A 13,056-nucleotide genomic window follows, 5' to 3' on the forward strand; every position below is an offset into this window, starting at 1 on the left:
AAATTATCCTTCAATATATATTAGTACAAATTTTTAAATAATAGAACTTTTTCACTTAAAAAATAAAAAGCACCTTAAAATGAAAAGGTGCTTTTAGCTCAATTCGTGAATAAATAATCCGCTTCTTAGTTTAGGCTCAAACCAGGTAGACTTAGGAGGCATTATCATTCCCGCGTCGGCAACAGCAATTAAATCTTCAACTGTTGTCGGGTGCATAGAAAAAGCTACTTTCATGTCTTCCTTAACTCTTCTTTCTAATTCTTCTAAGCCTCTAATTCCTCCTACAAAATCAATCCTTTTGTCAGTTCTCGGATCTTTTATTCCCAAAATAGGATCCAAAAGATTTTTTTGTAAGATGGATACATCTAAACTTTCTATCGGATCCGATGGATTAAAAGTACCTTCTTTGGCAGTAAGTTTGTACCAATTTCCTGATAGATACATGCCAAAAGTGTGCTTTTGCGAAGGATTGAAAGGCTGACCTTCATTACATTTCTCTACTTCAAATTTCTCTTCTATTTTTTCGATAAATTCACTTTCGGAATAGCCGTTTAAATCCTTTACCACTCTATTATATGGCATGATAAAAACTTCATCATTGGGCACTAACACTGCTAAAAAATAGTTAAACTCCTCATCTCCTTTATAATCACGATTTTGTTCTCGCCTCTTTAAGCCTACTTTTACAGAAGCAGCAGCCCGATGATGTCCATCTGCAATGTAAAGATAGTCTATTTCCTTAAAAACAGAAGTAATTTTATTTATTAAAGATTTGTCATCTATAATCCATACTGTATGTCTTATTTCATCCTCTGATGTAAAATCATATATAGGATCTTTGCTCCCCATCCAGCTATTTAACAACTTTTTAAGCTCTTGATTGGCTTTGTACGTTAAAAAAACTGGACTGGTGTGAGCATCACAGTAATCCATGTGATTTATTCTATCCTGTTCTTTCTCCGGCAGAGTAAGCTCATGCTTTTTAATTATTCTTTCTAAATACTCATCAATCGAAACAGTCGCTACCAATCCCACTTGACTCCTGCCATTCATTATTTCTCTATAGATGTAATAGTTCTCCTCATTATCTTTTATTAACAGCCCTTTTTTAAGCATTCTGTCAAAATTTTCTCTCGCTTTTTCATAAACTATTTCATCGTAAGGATTTATAGAAGGAGCTAAATCTATTTCTGCTCTATCCACATGAAGAAATGAATAAGGATTATCTTTCGCCAAATTCCTCGCTTCCTCGGTATTTACGACGTCATAAGGCAAGGACGCTATTTTATTTGCCAATCCTGGTGCAGGCCTTATTGCCTTAAAGGGTTTTACTGTAGCCATAATAATCCTCCTAAAAATTTATTTCAACTGGTTTCAATGCTTTTATTATATCATATCACTTTATAAATGCAATGTATTAAACTGACACACTCTCTCCACTAAAGTGGAGAGGTTCTTTAAGCGAAGATTGATAGTCTATGCTACCCTTATTCGCTTGGGGTTGCCAAACCCTCTACCCCTATCCAATCTCGGATTCAGGGTTACTCTCTTTAATATGTTCACTGCACCGTTTATATCTGCATTCATTACTGTCCTACACCTACTGCAAACATATAATCCTCTGTATATGCGATTATTCTTCTCCACTATACCGCATACAGAACATGTTTGAGAAGTATATGCTTCTTCTACTTTTTTTGCCTCTATCCCATATTCTCTAGCTTTGTATTTTATCATATCAAACAATCTACCAAATGGTATTTTGTGCAGTTTCTCGTTATTCTTATGTCCTATATCCATATCTCTTATTCCGTCACTCATTCCACCTATTATTATTTTGCTTACTCCGTTCTGCCTCGCCAGTTCTATTATATACCTTGAAACTTTATGTATGTAGTCTTTTACAAAGTTCTTCTCTTTGATTATTAAATTGTGAAGCTTATACGATGTTTTGTATCCTTGTTTTGAAATTACAGATTGGATTCTCGCTTTTTCCTTGGCTAATAATCTTAATCTTGAGATAAGATAACCGCCATCAATAATAAATGTTTCTGGATTTTCTTCTATAACTATTGCTGCAAAATTCTTTATTCCAAAATCTATTCCCATCATTTTTTTATCTGCAGGTTCGACTTCTGGTATATCTTTTTTATAAACGATATGAACAAAATATGTAGTATGTCCATACAAAGTTTTTGGAACAATTTCAATTTCCTGTACAGTATTGAGCGATAGATTTTTCGGTAAATCTATCCATAGATATTTGGACTCAATACCGTACTTTTCTTTTAAATATTGCTTTGTTTGTGTGGACAATGATAGTCTGATTTTGTTATTAATTATTTTTATGCCATTTTTCTTCCATCTTACAGGGATATGCCCGTTTTTGGGTTGATACTTCGGCTTTTTAGTATATCCATCAAAAAAATTCTTCCAAGCTATCTGTAGTTTTTGCAGTATTGCTTGTGCAGATTGTGAATGCAAGTTTTTATACCAGAAATTATCCTTTAAGCACTTTTCTAACTGATTTACTGATATTTCTCTGTTCTGAACAGCGTAGTTTGCGACGTTCCACAGTTTTGATGCTGAGTATGTTAAATGTCCCAATATTATTCTGTGTTCTCTGCTGCAGTGAGAAAGTTGAAATACTATAACTCTTGTTACTTCCATTTTTCTCACCTCCTTCCTGTTTTAACTCTACTTTATTTTATCACATTTTTTACCGCCTTTCATCTCTCAATAAATTGGAAAGCGTTCTCGGCGGATGATCGTAAATTATCTTTTAATCTCACTTCCCGACAAATAATCCCCCGGCTCTACATTAAAATTTATAGTTTTGCCATCACTTACTGCAATTACAGTCCCACATTCATCTGTTCTATATACTATTATTCCTAATGACCTAAGCTTTTTCATTGTTTCTTTGTGGGGATGACCATAGTCATTGTATTTACCGCAAGATATAACAGCATATTTAGGATGTACTGCCTTTAAAAATGCCCACGTAGAAGCTGAAGAACTGCCATGATGCCCAATTTTTAATACGTCAGCTTTTAAATTATATCCTTCACTCAGCATTTCCTTTTCAGATTGTTCACCAGCATCTCCTGTAAACAAAAAAGAGGTATTACCATACGTAATTTTTACTACTGCACTATAATTATTTAAGTCCTCGTAATGGGAACTATTTGGCGCAAGCATTTTTGCAATTATGCCATCTCCAAGGTCAATTACTACTCCTGCTTTTGCAACATTTATCGAAAGTCCTTTTGATTTTGCTGCCTTTAGAACTTCTTCAAATGTCCTTGTTGTCGTCGTTACTTTAGGCATATAAAACTTTCCTATTTTAAAGGTTTTTATAACTTCTACTATACCACCTATGTGGTCATTATGAGGGTGAGTTCCGATAAGTATATCAATTTTATTGATTCCGCGGCTTTTTATGTAATTTTCAACTTCACTGCCCATTTCAGGCGTTCCTGCATCTATTAATATCGTTTTGCCTGATGGAGTTTGTATAAATATACTGTCTCCTTGTCCTACGTCTATATAATTTATTGTTAAACTATCTGTTTCGGATTTTTTAACTGTTTCTTGCTGGCTTTTTGTCCCCTCATCCTGTAAAAGTTGTTGAACTTCATGAGTAGATGTATTGTCAAATATTGTACAGCCTGTCAATATAAATGCAAATAGTATTAATATAAAGGGCAACAGTAATCTCTTCTTGTACATAGCTAAAACCTCTCCTTCAAATTATGCACTTTTTTAACATTTATCCATCTTTATTCATCTTTAAATAAGTCCTTTGCCAAATCTTCAATAGACTACTATCTACAACACAAATTTCATTTTCTTTAGGCATTATTATCGCCTCTTTAAAAAATAATTAATTCTTTTTTCGAATGAACGAAGCCAAAAGACCCTGATTTCATAAGGCTAATTTTTGTTTTGAGCAAAGCGAAAATGAAAAATTACAAAGTGGTGAGGTGGATAAAAAATCATTCATAAAAAATAGTGAACTTATTCTAAATGCCTGCTATAAAAGGAGCATAAGAATAAAAGCATATAAATTATATCACAAAATTTCTGCAAGATGTCACGACGATTATATGCTTCAGTTTAAAACTAAAGGGTAGGCATTCAGAAAAATACCCACCCCAACTCTTGACAAAGAGCCCACAATCAATATTGGTAATTTAAATCCCAAGTTATTCCAAATTTATCAGTAACTTTCGCATATTTAGCATTCCAAAAAGTTTTTTGAAGCTCCATATGTATCTTACCACCCTCTGATAAGGCAGTATAAGCCTTATCAATAGCCTCTTCTGTGTCAAACTCAAGTGTTAAAGATACATTAGTTCCTTTTTCAACCTTCTGTCCCTGGAATGTGTCAGATAAATATAAAATAAATGATTTATGTTCAAGTCTTGCATGCAATATTTTATCCTTATATTCTTCCTTAACTGGCATCTGTGAATCTCCATATCTTATAACATTAGATTTTTCTCCGCCAAATACATCGCTGTAGAAGTTTAATGCTTCTTCTGCATTTCCTTCAAACATTAAATATGGCACAATTTTCTTAATCATTATTTATCCACTCCTTAGTTAATTATACGTTGGCTTGTGCATAATTTAAAAGCCTTCATTTAAGCCATTCCTAGGATGTACTTTTTATTATCATTCCTAAATTTCTTATCTTTTATGTAGGATTTCCTCCCTTATTTATCGAATTATTTCTATTCTTCTATGTTTGAAAATCTTGATCTATCTCCAATGCTGAATTTCCTTCTTCCACCCCCAGCCGTAAAGATTATACTTCATCATTATATTTTCTTTGTCCTCTTGGCATTTTGTAGACACTTCCTCTCTTTATATTTTTATTTTATCCTGTTCGAGTTAAAGTGTCTACAATAATATACTAACACCACAACAAATATAATATAAAAAAGTTGACAAAATGAATATGCATAGTCTAAAATAAAATTGATAATGATTATCATAATCATATAAGGAGGGTTTTTATGTTAGCAGGTATATTAATTACAATCCGCGAAGGACTCGAGGCTTTTTTAGTCATAGGTATACTATTAGGATACCTTACAAAAATCAACCAAAAAAAGTACTTTAAACACGTATGGCTAGGTGCTATTGGTGCTATAGTTTTGAGTGTTGTTATTTCGTTTATATTCCAGGCTTTAAAAATTAGTTTTGAAGGCGAAAGTGCTGAATTATTTGAAATAGTTGTTGCAGCGATAGCCATTATTATCCTTTCATATATGGTTGTCTGGATGCAAAAGCAGAGCAAGAACATCAAAGGTGAGCTTCAAGCAAAGGTTGATGAAGCTTTGTCAAATAATCAGGTATGGGGCATAACGATATTAGCATTTGTAACAGTGATAAGAGAAGGGATAGAAACGGCACTATTCTTAACCGCCTTAAAAGGTGAAGGTTTATTATTAGGATCATTTACAGGGTTATTTATAGCTGCAATAATATCTGTATTATTATACAAAACAACAATAAAATTGAATTTAAGGAAATTCTTTATGATAACTGGCTGGCTTTTGATATTCATTGCAGCAGGTTTAACATCTCATGCAATTCATGCATTAGGAGAATTAGGAATAATACCTCCAATAATTGAAAAAGTATGGAGCCTAGAATGGTTAATTCCAGATGAAAGTTTGTTAGGTAAGTTACTGCAGCGTTTATTGGATACGAAAGCACTCCGTCTTTAATGCAGGTCATTGCGTATAGTGCTTATATATTGATTGTAGGTAAAATGTTTATGAATAGTTCGAAAGGAACCACCTAATACGTAATTTTATGTGAATATATACCTATTTGCGATACAAAATAGCATTAAATTGTGGCGATAGTAAGATGGAAAATAAAAGAAACATCCGGGTAGTTGATGATGAGAAACAGATCATCAATGTACTGAAACCTTGTCTAGAGAAAGAAGGGATATAATGCATTGTTAATTCTCAAATTAGATCTCCAAAGATTTTCAATTATGATGGTATTTTTTAAGGGCATAAAAATATTTTTTCTCAAATTATTACAGCCTGATTAAAAATTTTTTTCGCTTTTTAAGAGCATTACCGCCAAAATATGTTAATATTTGTTACTGGCAATTTGAATTAATTAATGTATAAGCGAAAGCTACTGCTCTCATAAACTGATTTCATTTTCTACCTGGTAAACTTCTTCTTCGTTTATTTCTCTTAGCCTTTTAGAGTATGCGTAGAAGATAGAAACTGTACCATCTCAAAGACGCCGTTTTCTGCGACGCTAAGGTCTAAAACGGCCTCTTGTAGCATTTCCGAAAGAAATACAAAGAAAGGGGGAAAGCGAAAGTTACTCGAAGCAATCTAACTTAAAGGAAATATAATACCATTAATTTTCATTTATTAAGCTGGTAAAGAGTCTAAAACTCTACCGTTTTCTCATATAAGTAATGATTTTATTATAAATAAAATGTATTCCACAACTGAACAAGCAAAGTATGTAACCGATGGTAAGCCAATTCAAATTAAAATATTTTAAAAACTTACATACAAAATCTTAACACGGACATACTTTACCCTAACTTTTGACAAACAACCTAAATAAATTAGGACCTTTACATAATATATAAAACATATTATGTAAAGGTCTCGTCTTTTAAGGTCATAAAATGTCAATAGGAGCAATGTAAGCAAAAATAATGTCAAATTATTTAGCTTATTTTTTTAACATTTTTACTATTTCTGTATATTCGTCTGAAGTAATTTCACCTCGAACGTATCTTAACTTGGCAATTTCTAATGCTTCATTATTAGGATCTGTATCGTGTTTTTTAAAAAAGTTAACATTTCTAATCTGTTTTACTAGCAAGTAAATTACTACACCTATTAAAATTAAGAACAATATATTGGTAAGTCCACCACCGAACCAAGTTCCATAACCGTACGGATAATATCCTCCAAAACAATGACCTAAACCACCCGGTATATATCCTCCAAACATTGTTTTCTCCTCCTCTCTAAATATTTAAATTTTACAAAATACTTTTTAATTTATTATATTCTTCTTCTGTAATTTCGCCTTTAGCCAAGCGTATATCGAGTATTCTTTTTGCTTCGTTTGTTTGGTAATTTTTGTTTTCATGTAAATTATTAATCATTCTTTGCAGGTCACCTGTTTTGTACAAATAAAAGCCAATTGCCAAGATTAATATAAGACACATACTTTTCAACTCCTTTCTATTTATCGAAAAATTGTTAACTTGCTTTACCTTTATTTTAAAACTTACTTTTGAAGAAAATATGAAGAGAAAATAAATATAAAAGTACGTTTTTCTTCATGAACTGGCAAAGGTCTTGGGCATTCAGACGTAAAAATGACTCTTAATACATTATTCGCATGTACTTCCCGAAATGCAGAAAGAAGCAGCTGAAAAACTAAGTAAGTTATTTATAAACGGTAAAGATAAGATGTTGTCATTTTGTTGTCACCAACACTAAAATAAAAAAGCAAGGTACTTAAAAACCTTGACTTTTTGACAAAAAAAATGGAGCTGGCGAAAGGACTTGAACCTTCAACCTGCTGATTACAAGTCAGCTGCTCTGCCTATTGAGCTACGCCAGCACCTTTATTAGCTATCCAATTGTCCTGACATTTATATATTATACTTAGAGCAACAGTATATGTCAAGCTTTTTTATAAAATTTTTGTAAAAGAGCCTTAATCACTTTATCAAAAATCCCTTAAAACAATAGTCTGATTTCTTTCAGGTCCTACAGAGATTATTGCTGCTTTAATACCTATCAATTCTTCAATTCTTTTTATATATTTTTGAGCATTATAAGGTAAGTCGTCAAAAGTTTTTGCTCCTTGTATATCTTCTTCCCACCCGTCAAATTCTTCATATACAGGTTCACATTGAGCCAAATCCTCAAGGCTTGCAGGAAAATCTGTTATTATTTCTCCCTTAAATCTATAACCTGTGCATATTTTTATTTTTTTAAGCCCTGTCAAAGTATCTAATTTGGTAAGAGCAAAATGAGTTATACCAGACACTCTTACAGAGTATTTAAGAATAACAGCATCCAGCCAACCACATCGTCTCGGTCTTCCTGTAGTAGTCCCATATTCATGACCTTTTTCTCTTAAGAAATCTCCATTTTCATCAAAAAGCTCTGTGGGAAAAGGCCCTTTACCAACCCTTGTAGTATATGCTTTTACTACACCTATTACTTCATCAATCATTGTAGGTCCTATTCCTGCTCCTACTGTCACTCCTCCTGCTATGGGATGAGACGCAGTAACATAAGGATAGGTACCCAAATCTAAATCAAGAAGTGTCCCCTGTGCTCCTTCAAATAAAACTTTTTTGCCACTTTTAATTAAATCGTATAAAAGCACTGTTGTATCAGTAACAAAGGGTTTTATTTTTTCAGCATACTCTAAATATTTTTTATACATTTCATCAAAATCAAAGCCTTCTACACCATACAAATCTCTAAAAAGTTTATTTTTCTTTTCTATATTTCTTTTAAGCTTTTCCTCTAAAACCTTTGGCTTTATAAGGTCGCATACTCTTATTCCTATCCTTTCTGACTTATCCATATAGCAAGGACCTATGCCTTTTCTCGTAGTACCCAAGTCATTTTTTCCTTTTGCTAGTTCTTCAAGTTCGTCTTGTCTTATATGATAAGGAAATACAATATGGGCTCTATCGCTTATTTTTAAATTCTCTATACTAACCCCTTGTTTTTCTAAATTTTCTATTTCCTCAATCAAAGAAGCTGGGTCAATTACCACTCCATTTCCTATTATACAAATTTTATCAGGATATAATATTCCAGAGGGAATTAAATGAAGTTTATACTGCACTCCTCCTTTTTCAACTGTATGACCAGCATTATTTCCTCCTTGGTATCTTACGACTACATCTGCCTTTTCCGCAAGATAATCAGTAATTTTCCCTTTCCCTTCATCTCCCCATTGGGTACCAACTATAACTAATGTTGACATAATTATTCTCCTTCCCTATTTAACTCTCGTTAGAATTTCTCTTGCAACTACAACGCCAGATACAGAGGCTTGTGCCAGTCCCCGTGTAATGCCTGCTCCATCTCCCGCCGCAAATAGATTTTGAATTTGCGTTTCAAATTTGTCAGTAAGCTTTACTCGTGAGGAATAAAACTTTACCTCAACACCGTATAAAAGTGTATGTTTAGAATATACCCCTGGAGATACTTTGTCCAAAGCTTGCAACATCTCAATTATTGACTGCAAAAATCTATAAGGTAACACCAAGCTTAAATCCCCTGGTGTTGCATCTTTTAAAGTGGGCTCTACAAGTCCTCTTTTAATCCTTTCCGGAGTAGAGCGCCTTCCTGCCAACAAATCTCCTAACCTTTGGACAATCACTCCATCTCCTAACATATTAGCAAGCTCTGCAATATAACGACCATATTCTATTGGCCTATTGAAAGGATGAGTAAACTCTTTACTTACCAGTATTGCAAAATTTGTATTCTCCGTTTTTATATCTTTGTAACTATGCCCATTTACAGTTTTTATGCCATTATTGTTTTCAACAACCACCTTGCCATAAGGGTTCATGCAAAAGGTCCTTACTCTGTCATCAAAAGACTTAGAATAATATATAAATTTAGATTCATAAACCTCCTTTGTAATATCCTCCATAACAACAGCAGGGATTTCTACTCTCACACCTATATCTACCGCATTATTCTTTGTCTCTAGCCCAAGTCTATCAGCTTCTTTCTTAAACCACTCTGCCCCTTCTCTTCCAGGCACAACCACTATATATTTGCCGTAATATTCTTCTCCTTTTTCTGTAACTACACCTTTCGCCTTCCCATTTTCTACAATTATCTCAGTTACCATTGTCTCTGTTTTAATCTCCACTTTTTCGCCAAGGTATTCTCTCATATTTTTTATGATATCGAAACTTTTATCTGTCCCCAAGTGTTTAATAACAGCAGGAATCAATTTTAAATCTGCTGCTTGAGCTCTCTTTTCAATTTCTCTAATCTTTGCTCTATCCGTTCCATGAACTTCTGTCGTCCCACCAAACTTTACATATATGCTGTCTACATAACTTATGAGATGATTAAGCTGAGACTTCGGCATGTACTCGTCTAAAACACCACCAAACTCTGAGGTTAATGTTAACTTTCCATCACTAAATGCCCCTGCACCACCTATGCCTGAAGTAATAGAACAAGGTTTGCAATTAAGGCACTTTGAACCATAAGCATTAAGAGGGCAAATTCTCTTTTGTATATCTTTTCCTTTTTCAAACAAAAGTATGTCTAAACTTTCATTTTTGTCTACAAGCTCTAAAGCCGTAAAAAGGCCTGCAGGTCCGCCTCCTACAATAATAACATCGTATATTTTCATAAAAATATGACCCCTTCTCTTTGATGTAGTAAACTACAAAACCCGTAATATATATTACCAAAAAAAGAATTACAAATCAATAAAAATGCGAATTTTATTTGAATAATTCTATTAAATGTTCGTATTTCATAATGGCTATCGCCCAACTATATTTATTAAAATCTTTTCAAAACAATTCCTATAAAAATAAAAAGACAGGCTATTACGCTCTGTCTTTCATTACTCATTAATTTTTATAAAGATACAACCAATTTCGATAATACATTTTCTAGTTGTGTAGCTGATTTTAGCAGATTTTCCGAACTTTCTTTTATTTCCTCAATAAATTTCATGTGCTCTTCTGTAGATGCGGCAACTTCTTCAGTGGATGCAGCAGTCTCTTCTGACACTGCTGTAATATTTGCTATAGATCCTATTATTTCATCTTTATACCTTGCAAGTTCCATCATCGCATTATTCAACATATGTATATTTTCAGTAATAGTATCTATTGAACTCTTGATCTCATTAAAGGCAGCATATGTAGTTTCCACTTGATGCGCTTGGTCTTCCGCAATTTCCTTTACCACATTTGCTTTTTCAACTGTCTTGTCTGTTTTTTGCTCTATTTCGCTTATAATCTTGGCTATTTCACTGGCAGCTTGTCTCGATTGCTCTGCTAAATTTCGAACTTCTTCTGCAACAACTGCAAATCCACGACCAGCCTCGCCGGCTCTTGCTGCCTCAATAGCAGCATTTAAAGCAAGCAAATTGGTCTGGTCTGCAATTCCCGTTATCACCTCTATAATCTTTTCAATATGATGAGAATTTGCTTGCAACTCATTTATCGCACTAACAACTTCGTCAATTGACTCTTTTGTAACATCAGTTTTTTCTTTTAAAGAATTTACTGTGTGCATGCCATTTTGACTAAGTTTATCAGCATTTATAGTAGACTCTTCTACGGCTTTGAAAAATTTAGCGGAATCATCAATACTATTCCCAATATTCTGCACCATATCGGCTGCATTAGAAGTATCTTTTGCTTGTTCAGAAGCTCCATTTGCAATCTCTTCCACTGCCTTAGAAATTTGTTCAAAAGTCATATTCCCTTGTTCAATAGATTTAAAAAGAGCATTTGCCGTATCTTTAGTGTTTTGAGCAAAAGTAGAGACATCTTGTAAAATTGCTCTAACATTTTCCATCATCGTATTAAAAGTCGTTATTAATGTACCAATCTCATCTTTTCTCTTTAAATCTACCTTAGCTGTAAAATCTCCTTCTTGTGCTTTTTTAAGTTCTTCAATTAATTTTTTAATAGGTCTTGTAATATTTAATGAAATAATTACTGATAAAATTAATGACAAAGCAAAACTAACACTTGCTACTGTAACAAAGAGATGCATTACTTTATCGTCAACCGCAAAATAATAAATAGCCCCCACCGGTATGGCTGCTACTATAAGAAATGAAATAATGAGTCGCCAAAATATGCTTCTCATATGTGTTCCCCCTTTTATAGATTATGTTTTCACCCCACCACCCTGCTACTTTAAGACTTCACCTACCAATCAATTTAAGGATGTATTCAAACAATACTCCCCCAAGGTAAATTCCTATAATGCCAGCTATTCCTGGTAATACATTCGGAGCAGGGAGTGGCAATTTTAAAGATGAAAAAATTAATCCTACAATCATTCCAGTAACTAATGCTAACAATGTCTCTTTCACATTAACACCTCACTTTATTTTTATCGGTATTTTTATTATTTACTTTAACCAATTTTATATTATATCACAATTTTTTGTTATTTGTCAGACGTCTAATCACTTTTCAGAAAAATAAGATGTGTACAGCATTAATGAATCGACCTCTTTTGCAATTTACCTCCTAAAACATCGTAGACATCATGTATGGTAACAAAGGCTCTTTCGTCATGTTCCTTCACAATCATTTTTAACTTAGCAATCTCCAAACGGCTAACTACAGCATACAAAATTCCTTTTGTTCCTTTAGTATAACCACCCTTCCCTTCCCTTCCCAAAGCGTAACACTTCGTCCTAAACGGGCTATTATAGTTTCTGCAATCTCATCTGCTTTCTCTGTAACTATCATAACAGCTTTCGCTTCATCTAAACCTTCTATAATCAAATCAATAACCTTAAAAGCAATAAAATAAGTGATGAGAGAATACATGGCTCTATCCCAAGTAAAAACTATTCCAGCACTTCCAAGAATAAAAATATTAAAAAATAATACAATTTCTCCTACAGAAAAACCACTCCATTCTGAAATTACCACTGCCACAATTTCTGTTCCATCCATTGAACCTCCATACCTTATTACAAGCCCTACTCCAATTCCCAAAATGATACCTCCAAAAACAGAAGCCAGCAAAGTATCACTTGTAAGAGAAGGGAGTTTCTCTAAAAAAGTGACCCCTATAGAAAGAATCGTAACAGCAAAAAAAGTAGAAATTACAAAACTCTTACCTATTTGTTTATAACCAAAAACTAAGAAGGGAATATTTAATAGAAAAATAAAAGCTCCAAGAGGCAATTTTGTTAAATAGCTTAATTCCAAATGCCTGGTTAAGTCGAGATTTTTAAAACATATAAAAAGGTCCTACCATGAATATAGGTAAGACCTTTTTG

At 33.3% G+C, this 13,056-nt stretch carries 12 protein-coding genes, 1 tRNA gene and 1 pseudogene; 2 read left to right on the plus strand and 12 right to left on the minus strand.

The features are described 5' to 3' along the window. Positions 1–93: 93 nt before the first annotated feature. From OEI98_RS14540 to OEI98_RS14550, 3 genes are all read right to left on the minus strand, one after another. Complete coding sequence (locus OEI98_RS14540; protein WP_266038701.1) at positions 94–1,341, minus strand: DUF1015 domain-containing protein; 1,248 nt, start codon at positions 1,339–1,341, stop codon at positions 94–96. Positions 1,342–1,476: 135 nt separating this feature from the next. Further along, positions 1,477–2,670 (minus strand): RNA-guided endonuclease InsQ/TnpB family protein, encoded by a 1,194-nt coding sequence (locus OEI98_RS14545; RefSeq protein WP_003870740.1) that lies wholly within the window; start codon positions 2,668–2,670, stop codon positions 1,477–1,479. A 105-nt stretch (positions 2,671–2,775) separates the two neighbouring features. Continuing rightward, positions 2,776–3,732, minus strand: coding sequence for a ComEC/Rec2 family competence protein (locus tag OEI98_RS14550; protein WP_003870739.1), 957 nt, complete (start codon positions 3,730–3,732; stop codon positions 2,776–2,778). 254 nt (positions 3,733–3,986) lie between these two features. Between OEI98_RS14550 and OEI98_RS14555 the strand changes: the two genes are divergently transcribed. Further along, positions 3,987–4,136, plus strand: coding sequence for a hypothetical protein (locus OEI98_RS14555; protein ID WP_208638261.1), 150 nt, complete (start codon positions 3,987–3,989; stop codon positions 4,134–4,136). Between the two features lie 46 nt (positions 4,137–4,182). Here the strand turns inward: OEI98_RS14555 and OEI98_RS14560 are convergent, their stop codons facing one another. Continuing rightward, positions 4,183–4,590 carry a VOC family protein gene (locus OEI98_RS14560; protein ID WP_003870738.1) on the minus strand — a complete coding sequence of 136 codons (408 nt, stop codon included), beginning with the start codon at positions 4,588–4,590 and terminating at the stop codon, positions 4,183–4,185. 434 nt (positions 4,591–5,024) lie between these two features. On the opposite strand from OEI98_RS14560, the gene OEI98_RS14565 reads away from it, so the two are divergent. Further along, positions 5,025–5,741, plus strand: a complete 717-nt coding sequence (locus OEI98_RS14565) for an FTR1 family iron permease (RefSeq protein WP_266038707.1) — start codon at positions 5,025–5,027, stop codon at positions 5,739–5,741. 988 nt (positions 5,742–6,729) lie between these two features. Here the strand turns inward: OEI98_RS14565 and OEI98_RS14570 are convergent. The 8 genes and pseudogenes from OEI98_RS14570 to OEI98_RS14610 form a co-directional block, all read right to left on the minus strand. Further along, positions 6,730–7,014 carry an SHOCT domain-containing protein gene (locus OEI98_RS14570; protein WP_003870736.1) on the minus strand — a complete coding sequence of 95 codons (285 nt, stop codon included), beginning with the start codon at positions 7,012–7,014 and terminating at the stop codon, positions 6,730–6,732. A gap of 31 nt (positions 7,015–7,045) precedes the next feature. After that, on the minus strand, positions 7,046–7,234 hold the full coding sequence (locus tag OEI98_RS14575; RefSeq protein ID WP_003870735.1) for an SHOCT domain-containing protein: 189 nt from the start codon (positions 7,232–7,234) through the stop codon (positions 7,046–7,048). A gap of 325 nt (positions 7,235–7,559) precedes the next feature. Continuing rightward, positions 7,560–7,635 (minus strand) — tRNA-Thr (locus OEI98_RS14580). A gap of 108 nt (positions 7,636–7,743) precedes the next feature. Beyond that, a complete protein-coding gene (locus OEI98_RS14585) occupies positions 7,744–9,024 on the minus strand; it encodes an adenylosuccinate synthase (protein ID WP_003871182.1) in 1,281 nt (426 codons plus the stop codon). Positions 9,025–9,039: 15 nt separating this feature from the next. Further along, the gene (locus OEI98_RS14590) at positions 9,040–10,422 is read right to left on the minus strand and encodes an NAD(P)/FAD-dependent oxidoreductase (protein ID WP_003871183.1); all 1,383 of its coding nucleotides are present in this window, start codon (positions 10,420–10,422) and stop codon (positions 9,040–9,042) included. A gap of 233 nt (positions 10,423–10,655) precedes the next feature. Then, positions 10,656–11,903 (minus strand): methyl-accepting chemotaxis protein, encoded by a 1,248-nt coding sequence (locus OEI98_RS14595; RefSeq protein WP_003871184.1) that lies wholly within the window; start codon positions 11,901–11,903, stop codon positions 10,656–10,658. Between the two features lie 58 nt (positions 11,904–11,961). Further along, positions 11,962–12,132 (minus strand): XapX domain-containing protein, encoded by a 171-nt coding sequence (locus OEI98_RS14600; RefSeq protein WP_003871185.1) that lies wholly within the window; start codon positions 12,130–12,132, stop codon positions 11,962–11,964. Between the two features lie 128 nt (positions 12,133–12,260). After that, a pseudogene (locus OEI98_RS14610) lies at positions 12,261–12,985 on the minus strand (YitT family protein). Positions 12,986–13,056: the final 71 nt, after the last annotated feature.

Source organism: Thermoanaerobacter sp. RKWS2, assembly GCF_026240795.1.
GTDB classification, from domain to species: Bacteria; Bacillota; Thermoanaerobacteria; order Thermoanaerobacterales; family Thermoanaerobacteraceae; genus Thermoanaerobacter; species Thermoanaerobacter ethanolicus.

What these genes read in the sequence shown, in the direction of transcription:
- OEI98_RS14560 (WP_003870738.1), bottom strand. Translation starts at nt 4,590, where the DNA reads ATGATTAAGAAAATTGTGCCATATTTAATGTTTGAAGGAAATGCAGAA.
- OEI98_RS14540 (WP_266038701.1), bottom strand. Translation starts at nt 1,341, where the DNA reads ATGGCTACAGTAAAACCCTTTAAGGCAATAAGGCCTGCACCAGGATTG.
- OEI98_RS14570 (WP_003870736.1), bottom strand. Translation starts at nt 7,014, where the DNA reads ATGTTTGGAGGATATATACCGGGTGGTTTAGGTCATTGTTTTGGAGGA.
- OEI98_RS14550 (WP_003870739.1), bottom strand. Translation starts at nt 3,732, where the DNA reads ATGTACAAGAAGAGATTACTGTTGCCCTTTATATTAATACTATTTGCA.
- OEI98_RS14595 (WP_003871184.1), bottom strand. Translation starts at nt 11,903, where the DNA reads ATGAGAAGCATATTTTGGCGACTCATTATTTCATTTCTTATAGTAGCA.
- OEI98_RS14565 (WP_266038707.1), top strand. Translation starts at nt 5,025, where the DNA reads ATGTTAGCAGGTATATTAATTACAATCCGCGAAGGACTCGAGGCTTTT.
- OEI98_RS14545 (WP_003870740.1), bottom strand. Translation starts at nt 2,670, where the DNA reads ATGGAAGTAACAAGAGTTATAGTATTTCAACTTTCTCACTGCAGCAGA.
- OEI98_RS14575 (WP_003870735.1), bottom strand. Translation starts at nt 7,234, where the DNA reads ATGTGTCTTATATTAATCTTGGCAATTGGCTTTTATTTGTACAAAACA.
- OEI98_RS14585 (WP_003871182.1), bottom strand. Translation starts at nt 9,024, where the DNA reads ATGTCAACATTAGTTATAGTTGGTACCCAATGGGGAGATGAAGGGAAA.
- OEI98_RS14590 (WP_003871183.1), bottom strand. Translation starts at nt 10,422, where the DNA reads ATGAAAATATACGATGTTATTATTGTAGGAGGCGGACCTGCAGGCCTT.